Origin of the sequence: Blastococcus haudaquaticus (assembly GCF_900230285.1) — a bacterium.
In the GTDB taxonomy this organism is placed as follows: domain Bacteria; phylum Actinomycetota; class Actinomycetes; order Mycobacteriales; family Geodermatophilaceae; genus Blastococcus_B; species Blastococcus_B haudaquaticus.
Genome location: NZ_OCNK01000003.1, coordinates 234,080 through 250,478, shown reverse-complemented (window position 1 = coordinate 250,478; position 16,399 = coordinate 234,080). Strand labels below are relative to the sequence as shown.

General features: G+C 73.0%; 15 protein-coding genes. 9 read left to right on the top strand and 6 right to left on the bottom strand.

What is annotated here, in order from left to right; genetic code table 11:
- Window positions 1-45: 45 nt before the first annotated feature.
- Window positions 46-1,578, bottom strand: a complete 1,533-nt coding sequence (locus CRP30_RS22295) for a right-handed parallel beta-helix repeat-containing protein (RefSeq protein ID WP_143278461.1) — start codon at window positions 1,576-1,578, stop codon at window positions 46-48.
- 175 nt (window positions 1,579-1,753) lie between these two features.
- Here CRP30_RS22295 and CRP30_RS12550 point away from each other — a divergent pair, with 175 nt between their 5' ends.
- From CRP30_RS12550 to CRP30_RS12520, 7 genes are all read left to right on the top strand, one after another.
- Window positions 1,754-2,911: a hypothetical protein gene (locus CRP30_RS12550; RefSeq protein WP_097184324.1), complete on the top strand. Its 1,158-nt coding sequence runs from the start codon at window positions 1,754-1,756 to the stop codon at window positions 2,909-2,911.
- A 98-nt stretch (window positions 2,912-3,009) separates the two neighbouring features.
- Entirely contained in the window at window positions 3,010-4,401 is a 1,392-nt protein-coding gene (locus tag CRP30_RS12545; RefSeq protein WP_097184323.1) for a tyrosine-protein kinase domain-containing protein, read from the top strand.
- A 135-nt stretch (window positions 4,402-4,536) separates the two neighbouring features.
- Window positions 4,537-5,226: an arsenate reductase/protein-tyrosine-phosphatase family protein gene (locus CRP30_RS12540; protein WP_159961724.1), complete on the top strand. Its 690-nt coding sequence runs from the start codon at window positions 4,537-4,539 to the stop codon at window positions 5,224-5,226.
- Window positions 5,227-5,573: 347 nt separating this feature from the next.
- Entirely contained in the window at window positions 5,574-6,629 is a 1,056-nt protein-coding gene (locus tag CRP30_RS22780; protein ID WP_200814728.1) for a hypothetical protein, read from the top strand.
- Window positions 6,630-6,879: 250 nt separating this feature from the next.
- On the top strand, window positions 6,880-8,292 hold the full coding sequence (locus CRP30_RS12530) for a sugar transferase (RefSeq protein ID WP_159961722.1): 1,413 nt from the start codon (window positions 6,880-6,882) through the stop codon (window positions 8,290-8,292).
- Window positions 8,289-9,368: a glycosyltransferase family 4 protein gene (locus tag CRP30_RS12525; RefSeq protein WP_159961720.1), complete on the top strand. Its 1,080-nt coding sequence runs from the start codon at window positions 8,289-8,291 to the stop codon at window positions 9,366-9,368. The genes CRP30_RS12530 and CRP30_RS12525 overlap by 4 nt, the downstream gene beginning before the upstream one ends.
- A gap of 114 nt (window positions 9,369-9,482) precedes the next feature.
- Window positions 9,483-9,821: a hypothetical protein gene (locus CRP30_RS12520; RefSeq protein ID WP_097184319.1), complete on the top strand. Its 339-nt coding sequence runs from the start codon at window positions 9,483-9,485 to the stop codon at window positions 9,819-9,821.
- A gap of 46 nt (window positions 9,822-9,867) precedes the next feature.
- Here the strand turns inward: CRP30_RS12520 and CRP30_RS12515 are convergent, their stop codons facing one another.
- From CRP30_RS12515 to CRP30_RS12495, 5 genes are all read right to left on the bottom strand, one after another.
- Window positions 9,868-10,779 carry a hypothetical protein gene (locus tag CRP30_RS12515; RefSeq protein ID WP_097184318.1) on the bottom strand — a complete coding sequence of 304 codons (912 nt, stop codon included), beginning with the start codon at window positions 10,777-10,779 and terminating at the stop codon, window positions 9,868-9,870.
- 87 nt (window positions 10,780-10,866) lie between these two features.
- Complete coding sequence (locus CRP30_RS12510; RefSeq protein ID WP_200814727.1) at window positions 10,867-11,253, bottom strand: YciI family protein; 387 nt, start codon at window positions 11,251-11,253, stop codon at window positions 10,867-10,869.
- Window positions 11,254-11,600: 347 nt separating this feature from the next.
- Window positions 11,601-12,443, bottom strand: coding sequence for an SDR family oxidoreductase (locus CRP30_RS12505; RefSeq protein WP_097184317.1), 843 nt, complete (start codon window positions 12,441-12,443; stop codon window positions 11,601-11,603).
- Window positions 12,440-13,435, bottom strand: coding sequence for a dTDP-glucose 4,6-dehydratase (gene rfbB, locus CRP30_RS12500; protein ID WP_097184316.1), 996 nt, complete (start codon window positions 13,433-13,435; stop codon window positions 12,440-12,442). The genes CRP30_RS12505 and rfbB overlap by 4 nt, the downstream gene beginning before the upstream one ends.
- A 64-nt stretch (window positions 13,436-13,499) precedes the next feature.
- Window positions 13,500-14,114 (bottom strand): arsenate reductase/protein-tyrosine-phosphatase family protein, encoded by a 615-nt coding sequence (locus CRP30_RS12495; protein ID WP_200814726.1) that lies wholly within the window; start codon window positions 14,112-14,114, stop codon window positions 13,500-13,502.
- 225 nt (window positions 14,115-14,339) lie between these two features.
- On the opposite strand from CRP30_RS12495, the gene cysC reads away from it, so the two are divergent.
- Together cysC and CRP30_RS12485 are read left to right on the top strand one after the other, a co-directional pair.
- Window positions 14,340-15,368, top strand: a complete 1,029-nt coding sequence (cysC, locus tag CRP30_RS12490; protein WP_097184315.1) for an adenylyl-sulfate kinase — start codon at window positions 14,340-14,342, stop codon at window positions 15,366-15,368.
- A 191-nt stretch (window positions 15,369-15,559) separates the two neighbouring features.
- Entirely contained in the window at window positions 15,560-16,309 is a 750-nt protein-coding gene (locus CRP30_RS12485; RefSeq protein WP_097184314.1) for a GAF and ANTAR domain-containing protein, read from the top strand.
- The last annotated feature ends 90 nt before the right edge of the window (window positions 16,310-16,399 follow it).

Sequence of the window (16,399 nt, the reverse complement as noted above, 5' to 3'; positions counted from 1 at the left end):
CGGCCGTATCCGGAGGCAGAGGTACCAGTTGGGGGGAGGTGCCGGTCAGCCGGCCGGCTCCGGGAGCACGGTGTTGGTGCCGCGGTTCGCCACGGCGGAGCCGGCCCCGATGGAGAGGTTCCCCACGGCCACCACGCCACCGCTCTCGAACAGGTCGATCGCGGTGGCGCAGCCCTGCGTCGTGTTGGCGGAGACCAGGGCGGAGGTGACGAAGAACAGTCCGATGCCGGTCCCGCAGTCCACGATCCGGTTCCCGAGGACAGCCGCTCCCGAGTTGGCCGCGGCGTCACCGAGCACGCCGTGCTCGCACCCCGCTCCCCCCACGACGGTGTTGCCCTCGACGTCCGGGCTCGTCGCACCGCCGAGGTAGATGCCCGCCGTCGACATCCCGCTGAACACGTTGCCCGTGACGCGGGGCCGCACCGGACCCCGGTCGCCGACCATGCTGACGCCCCGGGTGCAGCTCCCACCCTCGGCGACCTGGCACGAGTTGCCGGACACCAGCGCGTCCTCCGGCGGGGATCCCAGCTCGGTCAGGACGACGAACGCGTCGGCGTCCCCGGTGACGGTCACGGTGTTGCCGCGGACCACGTGGCCTCGGCCGCCGTAGACCTGGACCGCCGCGCGCACCGGGCTGTAGGCGTACCCCTGGTCGTCGTCGGCGGTCCGCGAGTAGCGGATGGTGTTGTCGGCGACGAGACAGGCCGACCCCGAGATCAGCGCGATGGACCACCATGTCGCGTCCGCGCAGGTGTTGCCCACGACCGTGCCGGAATCGATCTCCTCGAGGACGATGGAGCGCCGGAACGGCCCGGTCACGACGTTGCCGCTGATGGTCACCATCGCGTCGCTGTGCGGCGGCCGCTCCTCCGCGCCGTCGCCGAGCGCCTCGGCATGGATGCCGATGCGCGCGTCCGTGCCGGGCAGCGCCGAGACGACGTTCCCCACGACGGTGGCCTGCGCGCCCCAGACGGTGATCCCGTCCCCCCGGTCCTCGCCCTCCGGCGAGTCGCTGCCCCGGCCTCCCCCGGCGCCGACGACGTTGGTCACCCGGTTGCCCAGGATCTGGGCCCCGAGCCACTCCCCGTCGGCCGCCACGACGATGCCGTGGTTGAACCGGTCGACCCGGCAGTCGGTCACCGTCACGTCGTGGGCGTTGATGTCGATGCCCGAGCTGCGCCGGCCGTCGGGGGTGCCGATGAGCTCGTTCGGGTTGGTCACCGTGACCTGGGCGATGCGGCTGCCGTTCCCGGTCACGAGCAGCGCCGCTGCGTCGTCCACCCCCTCGGTGAAGCGCAGCTCGCCCGGGCCGACGAGGCTCTTCCCGGTGCCGCCGAGGGTGATGGTGGAGGTGCACCGGAGCACGGCGCCGGCAGGGATCGCGATGACCGCACCGTCGGGGGCGTCGTCGATCCGACGCTGGATGCCGCCGGAGGAGTCGGCCGCCCCGGTGGGGTCGACGTCGTCCCCGTCGAGCAGGACGACGGTGCCGGTGGCCACGGCGGCCGCGGTCACCGCGGCGGTGCCGACGACGCCGAGGCCGAAGGCGCGGCGCGACAGCCCGGCCGTGCGATCCACCGTGCCGCCTCCTCCGCTGCTGGATGCCCGGCCCAGCCGTCGCCGATCGTACGAGGGGCGGGTGCCCCGCGGCGGGTCCGCACCGCCCCGGTGGGGTGGGAAGGCTCGTCGTCCGGGCCGCGGCAGGCGATGATCGACGTGTGCACGAACCGACCGAGAAGGGGAGCGAACGCGGGTGAACCGTCTCTCCGCGTCGCTGGACCGCCTGCGTCGGACCCCGTCCGGGCCCGTCGAGGGGCTCGGCGACCTCTACGTCGCAGCGGTGGTCGCGCTGCTCCCGATGATCGTGGTGGCACGCGCGCTGCTACCCGACCGGTACTCCTACGACAGCAACACCATCGCGTCGATCGCCCGCCGTGAGTACCACCCCTTCGAGGACACCTCCTACCTCTACGTCGGGCGGCTGTACGAGTTCCTGGGCGCGGCCGACCGGCCCTGGCTCGCCGCGCTGATCGGCAGTTCGTTCGCCGCGATGGCCCTCTATCCGGCGTTGCTCGGCGCCCGCGGCCCGGTGACCCTGCGCGCCGGCTTCCTGGTGGGGCTCTACGTCGTCACCGTCAGCGCGTACCTGGGGCAGTACTCCAAGGAGGTGTGGGTCCTCCCGGTCGTGTTCGTGGTGCTGGTCGCCGGTCGTGGCCTGCGGGGAGAACTCGCGATCGTTGCCGCTGCGCTGACCTACGCCTACTTCTTCCGCACCTACTGGGCGCTCATCCTGGTCGTCTACGTGGGCCTGCGGATCGTCACGTCCTCCGCGCTCCGGCGCAGGCGGGTGGTCGGGTCGGTGGTGGGAGTCGTCGTGGGCGTGACCGTCCTGGCGCCCGTCGCGCTCGGCGAGTCCATCCAGACCTACCGGCAATCCGTGAACCTCGACCGCGTGCTCAACCCGGACGCGACGACCCTGATCGCCCCGCCGGAACTGGGAGCCAACCCCATCGCCGACAGCATCGAGAACGTCGTCGCGCTCGTCGAGCTGGCCGTTCCGGTGCCACTGGCGGCCCTCGGCTCGCCGCAGTACCTCGTCTTCGCCGTCGTGATCGTGGCCATGTGGGCCCTGTTCGCCCGGTCGGCGGTGTGGGGTCCCGGCCGGCTGCTGGACGGCGGGCCGGCCCGCGACGCCGACCCCAAGCTGCTGCGCGCAGCACTGTTCGCCATCGCCGTCCTGACGACACAGTGCCTCTTCGAACCGGACTACGGCTCCTACCTCAAGCATCTGACCCCGGTCATGCCGTTGCTCATCGCGGTGGCGCTCCGGTCCGCGTCCCGACCGGCCGCCGACGCACGCGCGGAGGCCGCTCGACCGGCACCGGGGAGTGTGGGCAGCGCCCGGGAGTAACCCCTTCCGAGGGATGGGATGAGCTCAACGGGCCGCAGGCCTGGCAGTCTTGGGCGTGACAGAGCGTCGCGAACGACGTTCGGCGGGGGGAGGCACCGGTGGGCATATCGCGGTACGCGGGCAGTTTGCTGCGCCGGTGGTACTACCTCGTGATCGGCCTGGCGCTGGGCGCGGCCGCGGCGGCGGGCGTCCTCCAGTTGATGACCCCGCAGTACGCATCGAACACCCAGCTGTTCGTCTCGACCGCGGGCGCGACCGATCTGAGCGCCGTCGCGCAGGGCGAGCAGTTCTCCCAGCAGCGCGCAGCCTCCTACGCCCAGCTCCTCATCGGCCGCGACCTCGCTGCTCTCGTGATCGCGGACCTCGGTCTCGAGACGACGCCGGACCAGCTCCCGAGCCAGATCAGCGCCCAGGTCCTGCCCGAGACCGTCATCCTCGACGTCACGGTGACCGACGAGTCGCCCGAGCGGGCCCTGGCGATCGCCCGGTCCGTGGGTGAGCAGTTCAGCGCACTGGTGGAGCGGCTCGAGACGCCCCGGGGCGCCGCTGTCGCGCCGGTCCAGGTCAGCGTGGTGGCTGCACCGCTGCTGCCGTCGGAACCCGCATCACCCGACCCCGTCCGGATCCTCGCCGCCGGGATGTTCGCGGGCCTGCTGCTCGGTGGCCTGGGTGCGGTCGCCCGTGACAGGCTGGACACGAGCGTCCGCGAGGAGTCCGAGGTCACGGACGCCGCACGGGTGCCGGTGCTGGGTGCGATCCCGGACCTGGTGTCCCGCGACGTGCGCATCGCCGAGGTCACCACCGGACCCGTCGCCGAGGCCTACCGGCTCGTGCGCACCAATCTGAAGTTCGTCTCCGTCGACGCCCGCCCGCGCGTCCTCATGGTCACGAGCGCGGACCAGTCCGAGGGCAAGACCACGACCACGATCCAGCTGGGCATGGCGCTCGCCCAGGCGGGGCAGAACGTCCTGCTGATCGAGGCCGACCTGCGCCGTCCGCGGCTGACCCGGCAGCTGGGCCTGGTCGCGGGCGCCGGGTTGACCAGCGTCCTCACGGAGACCGCGGACGTCGAGGACGTCCTCCAGCCGCAGGGCACCGCCGGTCTGACCGTGCTCGCGGCCGGAGCGACACCGCCGAACCCCGGTGAGCTGCTGGCCTCCGACGCGATGGCCACCCTCCTCGGCAAGCTGGCGGAGTCCTACGACGTGGTCCTGGTCGACGCGGCCCCGCTGCTGCCGGTCGCCGACTCGGCCGGACTGGCAGCGCTCGTCGACGGGGTGATCCTCACCGTCCGTTGGGGAAGCACGCCGGTCGACCGCTTGCGCCGGTGCCGCGAGCTGCTCGACCGGGCCGGCGTGGCGGTGCTCGGTGCGGTGCTCACCTTCGCCCCGCGCCGGACGGCGCGGAACTACTACTACGACGGCGACGACGCCTCGACCGGTTGGTTCCGGCGCACGTTCGCCGGCCGCGGGCGGCGCAACAACCGCTGACCGGGTTGGTCCTACCCAGTCCCGCGAGCACGCGCTGACACCAGATCCTCACGGTGCGCGGCAACGCACCAGGGAAGCGGCTGTGTGGAGCTGTTGCTCCTCGCCGCGCCCGCGGGGAGCCCTAGGGTGCGCCGCGTGCACCTCCTGTTCGTCGGCGACGGCAACGTCCGCCGCTCCCCGGCCGCGGAACTGCTGTGCCTGGAGCGAGCCCAGCGCGTGGCCGTGGGCAGCGGGCAGGTGCAGGTGTCCAGCGCCGGACTGACCGCCACGGTGGGCGAGCCCGTCGACCAGCGGATGCTGGCGGCACTGGCACGACGGCGCATCCAGGTCGGCGATCCACGCTCGCGGCCCTTCAGCGTGGAGTTGGCCGAGTCGGCCGACCTCGTCCTCTGCATGACCGGCGAACAGCGGCGCCGGGTCCTGGAAGCGCGCCCGCGACTGCTGCGGCGCACGTTCACACTGGTCGAGGCGACCGAGCTGCTGACCGGCGTGCCGACGGACGGCCTCGCGACGCTCGACCTGCCCGACCGTGCCCGCGAGCTGGCCCGGCTGCTGGACGCGGCGCGCCCCCTCCGCATGCCGGCCGACTCCTACGACCTGCCGGAACCGTCCGGCCGGCGGCGGAGGGCCTATGCGAGGTCAGTGGAGCAGATCGCGCGGCTGGTGCAGCCACTGAGCAGCGTCCTGTTCGAGGTCCGACCTCCGACGGAGCGGGCTGACGTCCTGTCGCGGCAGGCGCCTACCCGGCCTGCCGGAGTCGAGTTGGCCGAGCGCAGGGGACGGCCCGAAACGTCAGTGGCCCACCCGCCGACCGGTGTGAGCTGACCCGCTCGATCACGCTCGTCGTCCCACGACGCAACGGGGTGAACCTCTTCCTGCGGCGCGGACGAACTCTCGTCCGGCACGGCGACGAGCATGAAGGTTCATCGATCGTTCTCTCACAGAGGGTGACGCCGGGCCGACTCTCCGGCTGTCATCACCGTGGTGGGCGACCACTCGATCGTGGAAGACGACCGGCACACGCACCTGATGCAGCATCATGGCGATAACTCCAGCTCAGCGACGCGCGGGGGACACCTAGGGGGGAGTGACGCGCGATGCCCTGTGGCCCCACCACACGTTCGCACCTCGCCGACCCCTTCGACGGTGACCTCCGGACACGATCCCGCCGGTTGCGCCTCGTAGTCGTCCTCCTCGCCGTGGTCGGGTTCGGGGTGCTGCTGGCCGCCCTGTCCCCGCACGCCCACGCCGGGAACGACGACCGCGGCCGGTCCGCGAGCGCTCCGGGCAGGGTGGCGCCGGCGGTCGAGTCGGTGGTCGACGTCCCGCCGCCGGATCCCGCACCCAGCGGTCCACCCGGCAACGGCACGGCAACCGGCACCGGCCAGGGCACCGGCACCGGCACCGGCACCGGCACCGGCACCGACCAGGACAACGGCACTGGCCAGGGCACCGGCACCGACCCGGGCAACGACCCGGGCAACGGCCAGGGCAACGGCACCGACCAGGGCAACGGCACCGACCAGGGCAACGGCACCGGGAGGGACCCGGTCGGGGTCGACCCCGCTCCGCCGATGCCGCTTCCTCCCGCGACGGGGACGGACGATGACGCCGGCCAGCCGCCGAGCGACGGCGGGGATCCGCCGAGCGAGGCACTCGGCCAGCCCGCGCAAGCCGGGTCGACCACGAAGCCGCCCGCACGCCAGCCGGCGGCCGGCCCGTCGGTCGAGGGAACCGGCGTCGAGGCCGGCGCTGCGACGCCTGCTACCGCGATGACTGCCGCGACGGCCCCCGCGACGAAGCCGCCCGTGACGGAGCCCGCCCCCGCGCCGGCCGAGGTCGGGGACTCAGGGTGCAGCAAGGACCGGCTCGCGTCCGGCACCGATGGCCGGGTGGAGTCCGACCCGACGCCCCGCGACGTCTCCCAGCTCGAGGAGAAGGCTCCGGTCCTCCTCCCCTCGACACCTGCGGATGCGCCTGAGCCGGCTCCGCCGGCACCCCCGCCTCCGGCCGCGCCCGCACCGGCCCCCGCGCCGTCCGGACCGTGCACAGCAGCCCCCTCCGGCGCCTCGTCGGCCGGCGGCGCGCACGACGAGATCCACTCCCCCCTCGCGGTGCTCGGCGACGCGGTGACCGCCTCGCTCGCCCGCGAGTCGGCCCGCGCCGCCTCGAGCGCCGCAGGCCATGTCGTCGGCGGCGCCGACGACCCGGGCGACAGCCCCGATTGACCTCGGCACCCCTCTGACCGACGCCTCGACGGCGCCGGACCCTCCGCGCCACCAGAGGTACGCCGCCGCGTGCCTTCCCCCGGACCGCCGTGTCCGCGCTCAAGCACGTCCAGCGATATGCCGAGGAAAACCTCAAATGACCAAGAGCCTGCACTCCGTCAAACCTGGCGCGGAGTCCTCCCCTTCAACCGCACCGGGCGCTTCGCCCGGCGCCGCCCACCCGTCCGTCACGCCGCTCGACTGGGCGGAGATGACGGAGCCCGCCCCAACCACGCCCGCTCGCTGGGCGCGGTTCACCCGCTTCAGCGTCCGGCCCCTCCTGGTGGCGCTCGACGTCGCCGCGATCGCGGTCGGCATCGTGGTCCTCGAGCTCGTCGTCGGCGGCCTCGGGTTCGACAGCCCGACGGTCAAGACGCTGTCCTTCGGTGCCTTCTTCCTCATCGGCCTGTGGTCCGGTGGCCTCTACCGGTCGCGGCTGTCGCTGTCGGCCCTCGACGACCTGCCCGCGCTCGCCGGCCGTGCGCTCGCCGCCGCCGCGCTGTCCGCCGTCGCGCAGATCGCCTGGGCGGAGCTGACCTCGACGGTCTACGACGTCAACTGGTCCTACCTCGGCGGCGCGACGATCGTGACCGTCGCCGTCATCCTCTTCCGGGCCGTCGGGTACTCCGTCGTCCGCCGGATGCGCGCGCACCGGATGGTCGCCCACCGCACCCTCATCCTCGGCGCGGGTCGCGTCGGCAACCAGGTGGCCGAGGTCCTGCGCGCGCATCCCGAGTACGGACTGCACCCGATCGGCTTCCTGGACGCCGACCCGCCGGAGACCGAGCAGCCGCGCATCCTGCCGGTGCTCGGCGGGCCGGAGGCCTTCTCCCGCGTCCTGCTGCAGGGCGGCGTCCGCACCGTGGTCGTGGCGTTCTCCTCGATGAAGGAGTCGCAGATGGTCAGCCTCATCCGGACCTGTGACCGGCTCAGCTGCGAGCTGTTCGTCGTGCCGCGGCTCTTCGAGCTGCACCAGGTGGAGAGCTCCATGGACAACGCCTGGGGCTTCCCGCTGGTGCGGCTGCGCCGGGCGACCTACCGCAGCCAGGCGTGGGCGATGAAGCGGGCCATGGACATCCTGGTCTCCGGCTTCACGATCGTGCTGCTCGCGCCGGTGCTCGCCCTGATCTCGCTGGCGGTCCGCCTCGACGGCAAGGGCGACATCCTCTTCCGGCAGGAGCGGGTCGGCGTCGACGGGCACCACTTCCAGCTGCTGAAGTTCCGATCGCTGCGGCCCGCGACGGAGATGGAGTCCCAGACGAAGTGGAACATCGGCGACGACCCGCGGGTCACCCGGGTGGGCCGATTCCTGCGGTCGACGTCGCTGGACGAGCTGCCGCAGCTGTACAACATCCTGCGCGGTGACATGAGCCTCGTCGGGCCGCGCCCCGAGCGGCCGCACTTCGTCAGCCAGTTCCAGAGCCTCTACCCGAGCTACGACGCGCGCCACCGGGTGCCGTCGGGCCTCACCGGGTGGGCGCAGGTGCACGGGCTGCGAGGGGACACCTCCATCGCCGACCGCGCCCGCTTCGACAACTACTACATCGAGAACTGGTCCCTGTGGCTCGACATGAAGATCATCCTGCGCACGTTCAGCTCGGTGCTCCGGGGCGCCGGTCGGTGACCTCCGAGTCACCGGACGACCGCGTCGACCTCGCCGGCACCCGGGTGCTGCACGTGGTGCAGAAGTTCAGCAGCGGGGTGGGCTCGGCCATCGCCCAGTACACGCACACGGTGTCCGAGGTGGAGCACCACCTGCTCTCCGGCACGCCCGTGGACGCCGAGGGGGACCTGGCGCAGCAGGGCGACTTCGCGTCCGTGCACCGGATGGACGGCGGGCATGTCGCCCGGATCCGACGGGTCCGGGAGGTGATCGACGAGCTGCGGCCCGACGTCGTGCATGCGCACTCCAGCCACGGAGGTGCCTACGCGCGGCTCGCAGTCTCGCGCCGTCGCGCGCACCTGGTCTACACACCGCACTGCTACGCCTTCGAGCGCCGCGACGTCTCGGGGCCCGTCCGTGCCGGCTTCTGGGGGCTGGAGGCGTTGCTGGCGCTCAACACCTCCGCGGTCGCGGCCTGCTCGCCCCGCGAGTGGCAGCTCGCCCGCTGGCTCACGCACGGCGCACCTCGGCACCTGGTGCCCAACATCGCGCCGCTGCACCGCCCTTCCCGACCCGACGAGCGGGGGACGACGCGCCTGGTGGTCGGCGGCGGCCGCCTCTCACCCCAGAAGGACCCGGCGTACTTCCTCCGGGTCGTGCACCAGCTCCGGGAGGCCCGTCCCGGGGTGCGGGCGGTCTGGCTGGGTGACGGCGATCCGTCGTGGCGGGCGTCGCTGGAGGACGACGGCGTGGAGGTGTCGGGATGGTTGCCCCGCGACGCCGTGACGGAGGTCCTGGGCGCAGCGGACCTGTACCTGCACTCCGCGCGCTGGGAGGGCTTCCCCTTGATGGTGGCCGAGGCCGCCGCCCTGGGTGTTCCCACGCTCGTCCGCCGGCTTCCGTGCTTCGCCGGCGTCCCGGCCGCCCTCACCCTGACCGCGGATCCACAGGTGGACGCGGCCGTGTCGCTCCTGGACGACGACGCGGTGGCGGCGGACAACGTGGCGGCCTGGGCCCAGGTGCTCGCCCGGAACACCCGCGAGGACCAGCGGGCCGGGCTGCTCGCGTCGTACTCCCCCGGAACGAACGCCGGATGACTCTGGTCTGAACGCCTTTCGCGGGGGACAGTGAGCGCGGACGTCGCGGTGGGCGGGGATCTCACTCCAGCCACGGGATGGTAGGTGCTCCCACCGCGCTCGCTGGAGTGACTGATGGACACGGTGCTCGCCGTCGCGTCGGTGTGGCTCGCCCTCGCCCTGTGCGCCGGCCTCCTGATCGGCCGAGCCATCCGTCGGGCCGGACTGGATCCGGACGACCCCATGCTCGACGACGCCGCGCTCGCCGACATGGCCGCGCTCGCCGACATGGCGCGAGACGCCGTGTCTCCGGACGCCGTGTCGCCGGACGCCGAGGTGCCGGCGGTCCCGCCCGGGACGGCACGGCCGATGAGCGACCCGTCGGGTCAAGCGGTTCCGACCGCCCGCCCCGAGCAGCGGCCGCTCGCGGGGTCCGACGACACGCGTCCCAGTCAGGTGCCGAGGGTCGCCTGACGCCCGCGGATCCAGTCGCGGGCCGTGCCCTCAGATGCGGGCCATCTCAGCCGCGAGCGGTGCCCTCGCTCCGGCCGGGAACGAGCTCGGGCAGGTCCAGGGTCTGCGCGTCGGCCTGCCGGCGCAGTGCCCATTCGGCGGGCAGCACCAGGCGGGGCGCGACACCGACGAGGACGGCGACGAGGAACGCGACCCCGGCGAGCGCCTCGCCGGACTCCTCGAGGAAGGTGACGGCGGCGGTCAGGTTGCTGGCACCGCCGAAGTTCTGGCCGGCTACGACGGACAAGGCCGACAGGCCGACCGAGGCAACGGCATAGAGGGCCAGCACCCCGAGCACCCGCCGCCGGTCACGGCGCTCGGTGCGGCTGAGGAACCACAGCCCGCCGACCACGGCGGCAGCGACAGCGACGCTCACGAGGACGGCGCCCACTCCCCCGACGGCGTCCTCGAGGATCGTCATCGCGTCGGAGTGCACGGTGCTGCCGGTCTTGACCACGGCCACGCCGGCGGCGACCACGCCGACGGCGGTCCACCAGGTCCGGCGTCCGGGGATGTTGGAGGCTCCGGCGAGCGCCGCCATCGCCGCGGCGGCGAACAGTGCGGCGACGTACAGCCGGGGCAGGGAGAAGGGGGCGTCCATGGACATCACCTGGGCGACGTCACCGGTGCCGCCGGTGAGCCGGACGAGGTACCCGCCGGTCTCCAGGGCGACGGCGATCGCGGCGAGGGCGATGCCCAGCGGCGGCAGCGGGAGGGCGCGGCGGCGGGCGCGGGGGGCGGTGGCGGCACGGGCCAGGCTGGTGGCGAGCTCCGGCGTCAGGTCGGCGGCGGTGACGTCCCGCGCGACGCCGGGACGGCGCGCGTCGGCCAGCCGGATGCTCCGGCCGACGACGACCCCGAAAACCGAGGCCACGACGAGCCACGCGACCAGCACACCCACGACCCAGAGCCACCACACGAACTGGTCATCGGCAGCCGCGCGGACGAACGTGACCGCTGTGTCACAGATCCCCCGATCGTGTGAACGCCGGGGGCACTCGCCGCGCTACGCCGGGACCTCTTGGAAGGCCCGGACCTCGATCCGGCCACCGAGCCCCTTGGACGCCTTCGCGGCCCAGGCGACGGCAGCATCCTGGTCGGGCGCCTCGATCACCCAGAGGCCGCCGAGGTACTCCGGGGCCACGGTGAACGGCTCGTCGGCGAGGACGAGTTCGTCGCCGGTGTGGTCGACGGTGACCGCCGTCGACGGCGGGTGCAGTCCGCCCGCGAAGACCAGCGCGCCGGACGACACCAGTTCTTCCATGAACGCGCCGGCGGCCGCCATAGCGGCCTCGAGCTCGGCGGGTTCCATCGTCGCCATCGTGGGTTCCTCCGCCGAGTCGTGCGGCAGGGAGAGCAGGTACTGCGTCACGGGATCCTCCGGGATCGTCATGGCGGCCCGTCGGGCCGCGCTTGCCGAACGGTTGACCGCACGCCCTGCGACAACTCATCGGTCGGAACGGAGAGCGCGTCCGCCGCACTCCGCGGGCCGGCCGGCGGCGTCAGAGGCCGGGGCGCACCTCTCCGCAGCGGCAGGCATAGAGGCTGCCGAAGGGGCCGTCCTCGGCCCACCGGAACCGGTGGATGTGCCGCCGCACGTGTCGAGCAACCTCGGTCATGACCGCCATGGGTCCTGCGTAGCGGCCGGAGCTGTCGCGCACGTGAACGCCGGGTGGGCGACCGGCGTCCACCGGGGGGCGGTACCGGTCGGCGTCCACAGCGTCTCCAGTCGGCCCGACGTCAGTGGCGGGCCAGGTAGTCGTCCAGGGCCGCGCGCCAGTCGCGAGGCTGAAACCCGGCGGCGGTGATTCTGCCCAGATCCAGCACGCTGTTCAAGGGGCGAACGGCGGCTCCTGGCTTGTCCGCGAAGTAGTCCTCGGTGCTGGTCCGCCCGACGTCGTCGGCCGAGCGGCCGCGGGCGGCGAAGACGGCGGCGGCGACGTCGGCCCAGGACACGGCGTCGCCGTCGTTGGTGAGGTTGTAGGTGCCGAACGGCGCCTGGGTGCGCAGCAGGTGCGCGATGCCGGCGGCGAGGTCCTCGGTGAAGGTGGGGCGGCCGATCTGGTCGTCGACCACGGTCGGGGAGACGCCGCGGTCGGCGAGCCCGGCCATCGTGGCCACGAAGTTGCCGCCCTCGCCGACGACCCAGGTGGTGCGCACCAGGTAGTGCTTGGTCACGTAGGAGGCCTGGGTGTCGCCGTCGGCCTTGCTCCGGCCGTAGACCGACAGCGGGTTCGGCGGCCAGTCCTCGGGGTGCGGTCCCTCGTGCCGGCCGTCGAAGACGTACTCGCTGGAGACGTGCACGAGGGTGGCGCCGCAGGTGCGCACGGCGCGTGCCAGGTAGCCGACGGCGTCGACGTTGGCGGCGCGGACGGCGTCGTGGTTGGCCGGGTCCTCGGCCGCGTCGACGGCGGTCCAGGCCGCGGCGTTGAGGACGACGTCGACGTCGCCCCAGCGGTAGTCGCGGACCGCGGCGGCGTCGGTGACGTCGAGCGCGGACCGGTCGAGCGCGACGGCGTCCGGGAACTGCTCCTGCAGCGCGCGGCCGAGCTGGCCGCCGGCGCCGACGATGACGACGGTCATTGGCCCTGGGCCGCGTACTTGGCCTCGACCTGCTTCTTCAGCGGTCCCCACCACGCCTCGTTGTCGCGGTACCAGTCGACCGTGGCGGCGAGGCCGTCACGGAAGTCGGTGAACTGCGGCTTCCAGCCCAGCTCGTCGCGCAGCTTGGACGCGTCGATCGCGTACCGCAGGTCGTGCCCGGCGCGGTCGGTCACCTGGTCGAAGGCATCACCGGGTTGGCCGAGCAGCTCGAGGATCATGCTCAGGACCTCGCGGTTGTTCCGCTCGCCGTCGGACCCGATCAGGTAGGTCTCGCCGGAGCGGCCCTTGTCGAGGATCGCGTGGACGGCGGAGTTGTGGTCGTCGACGTGGATCCAGTCGCGGACGTTCTCGCCCTGGCCGTAGAGCTTGGGGCGCAGGCCGGCCAGCACGTTGGTGATCTGGCGCGGGATGAACTTCTCGATGTGCTGGTAGGGCCCGTAGTTGTTGGAGCAGTTGGAGATGGTGGCCTCGATGCCGAAGGACCGCACCCAGGCGCGCACCAGCAGGTCGGAGCCGGCCTTGGTCGAGGAGTAGGGGCTCGAGGGGTTGTACGGCGTCTCGGGGGTGAACTTCGCCGGGTCGTCTAGCTCCAGGTCGCCGTAGACCTCGTCGGTGGAGATGTGGTGCAGCCGGACGCCGTGCTTCCGCACCGCCTCGAGGATCGTGTACGTCCCGATGATGTTGGTCGTCAGGAACGGCGACGGGTCGCGCAGCGAGTTGTCGTTGTGGCTCTCGGCGGCGAAGTGGACCACGGCGTCGCTGCGGCCGACGAGCTCGTCGACGACGGCGGCGTCGGCCACCGAGCCGCGCACGAACTCGATGCTGTCGCGCACCGGCGCGAGGGACGCCTCGTTGCCCGCGTAGGTGAGCGCGTCGAGCACGGTGATCTGGTGCTCGGGGTGCCGGCGCAGTGTGTAGTGGACGAAGTTCGCGCCGATGAACCCGGCTCCGCCGGTGACGAGCAGTCGCACAGGTACTCCTGGGTGGTCGGTGGGGCGACGGGAGAAGCTTGCCCCACCGCGGAGGGAAGCAGCGTCAGACGCCGGCGGGTGTGGCGTCGCGGAGGTCGGCGATGCGGCTCAGCACGGGGAGCAGGGCGCCGACGATCAGCTCCCCCACCTGCTCGTGCACGTGCAGCGGTTTGCCGATCGGATCGGGAACGTCGTCCTCGTCACCGCCGTGGCGCAGCGAGCGGGCCGCGGCCATCTCCTTGACCAGGGAGCGGGCGCGGCTGGGCAGGTCGGCGCCGTCCAGCCGGCGGGCCGGGTCTAGCAGCTGGGCGAGGTCGGCGGCCTCGCGCAGGGTGAAGGTGCGCTGCAGCGCGCGGGGGGCGGCCCGCAGCACCTCTCGCCGGTGCACGCGGGTCATGGTGAGAGTCAGGTCCGCGTCCGCGCTCATGCCGTCGGCGAGCTGCCGGGCGCGGAAGTCGCCGGCCTCGGCGCCGTACCCCTGGAGCACCAGAGCGCTGTCGGGGTGCATCGCCGAGCCGACGACGGCCCGGGTGCCGGCGCTCTCCAGGCGGACGGCGGCGGCGTCGGCTCCGAGCCGCTCGGTCAGGTAGGCGCGGCCCAGCCGCTCGGCGAGGGCCGAGCGGCAGATGTTCCCCGTGCAGACGAGGAGAACGGTGAAGGGCCACGGCTGATCAGCCACGGGAGGCTCCGCCTCGGGTGACCCGGCACGGCCGGGCCCGCACAGGCTGACTGCACCCACGCAGGACACCTCCGAGTTCGCCTGGATCTTCCCGGCGGCACGCCGGAGCACGGTCCAGGCTGATCGGCGCTCGCGGTCCCCGCAATCATCCCTCCTCCCTCGGAGGGACGCCGCCGACCGACCGTCCGGTGCGGTCGCGCTGCACCGCCCCGGCAGGATGGCGGCATGCCGACCGCCCGGATACGTCTCAGCGATGCGCAGGTGGCCGAGGTGGCCCGGTACGCGTTCGGCCTCGCCGGCCTGCCGGAGCTGCCGCCCGCCGAGGAGTACGAGGACACGCAGGGCGTCCTGGTGGCGACGTCGGACGGCGAGAGCCTCACCGTGGTGGAGGTGCCGCGCTGGGAGGCGCCGGCGGCGGTGGCTGCCCGGCTGCGCGAGCAGGGCTGGACCTTCCCCACCGCCTGGGTGGACGCCCCGCCGGACGACGTGTCGGTGCTGCCCGAGCGACTCGTCGTCCTGCTCACGGCCGGAGGCACGCCGCCCGACTCGGCGGAGCTGTCGGCCCGGGCCGGCGCGTGGAACGGAGCACGGACCGGAGGCCGCGAGGTCGTCGTCGTGCCGGTGCCCCTGTCCCCGTACTTCCCGGAGATCCCGGTCGCCGAGCTGGCCGCCGCGTACGGGGCGAGTCTGGCCGGTAGCGGACTCGGGGTGTCGCCGCACCGGACCGGGGGCCGGGTGCTGCTCTTCACCGGGCTGTCGGGGGCCGGGAAGTCGACCATCGCCGCGCGCGTGGTGGAGCTGCTGGTGGAGGAAGGGCGCACGGTCACGCTGCTGGACGGCGACGAGGTGCGGCACCACCTGTCGGCCGGGCTGGGCTTCTCGCGCGCCGACCGCGACACCAACGTGCTGCGGATCGGCTGGGTGGCTGCGCAGATCGCCAAGCACGGCGGGATCGCGGTGTGCGCGCCGATCGCGCCCTACGCCGAGGTGCGCGACGCCGTACGCCGGGAGGTGGAGACGCAGGCGGGGCCGGAGAGCTTCGTGCTGGTGCACGTCGCGACCTCGCTGGCCGACTGCGAGGCCCGCGACCGCAAGGGCCTGTACGCCAAGGCCCGGCGCGGGGAGATCCCGACGTTCACCGGGATCAGCGACCCGTACGAGGTGCCGACCGACGCGGAGGTCACGGTGGAGACCGCCGGCCGGAGCGTCGACGAGTGCGCCCGCCAGGTGCTCGAGGCGCTCGCGGGCCGCTGACCGGTCAGCTGGGGCCGGTGCTGCCATCCGGCGCCTGCTCCGGCGAGACGCTGCTGACGGTGTGGTGGGATCGAGCAGCCCGTCGCGGACCATGGCGCGACCAGGCCTTGGCCTGCGTGTCCGGCACGGCGCCCGCAGGGCCGCCCCAGCTCCACCAGTCCCCAGTACGCCATCGCACGAAAGCGTTCCCCATGGCACACAACGACACGATCTCGGCCACAGCGGGCCGGCCTTCGGCGCACGACACCGGCACGAGCTCGCATGCGGACGACCTGGCCCAGCGACTGACGGTGCTGGCCCGGGACCTGCAGCGGTTCTCCTCCTCGCAGGAGGTGCTGGACCACATCGTGTCCACGGTCGTGGAGATGGTGCCCGGCGCTCAGGACGCCACGATCACCGTCGCGCAGCAGCGGAAGACCGCGCGGTCGGCGGCGGCCAGCAGCGACCGGGCGCGCTTGTTCGACGTCCTCCAGTCCGAGACCAGCCAGGGCCCGTGCCTGGACGCGTTGTTCGAGCAGGAGACGGTGCGGGTGGACGACCTGTCCACCGAGGAGCGGTGGCCGGACCTGGCCGCCCGAGCCGAGGAACTGGGCGCGCGCAGCATGGTGTGCTTCCAGCTGTTCGTCACCGGCAACACCCTCGGCTCTCTGGACGTCCTGGCCACCGACCCGGGCACATTCAGCGACGAGTCCGAGCGCGTGGGGCTGCTGTTCGCCACCCACGCAGCCATCGCGCTCGCCGACGCGCAGGAGTTGGAGAACGTCAGATCGGCACTGGCCAACCGGGACATCATCGGTCAGGCCAAGGGGATCCTCATGGAGCGCTTCAAGATCACCGCCGACGAGGCGTTCCACCTGCTCGTCACGGCCAGCCAGCAGACCAACCGCAAGCTGTACGTCGTCGCCGCCGACCTGACCCACAGCGGCACCCTCAGCCGCTGACGCTCACTCGGCAGATCCTGTCGAGGGATTCCGGTCGGCGACGTCGCTGCCGTGCCGATGCTCCGCGTCACCTCGGTCCCGGGCGGCACT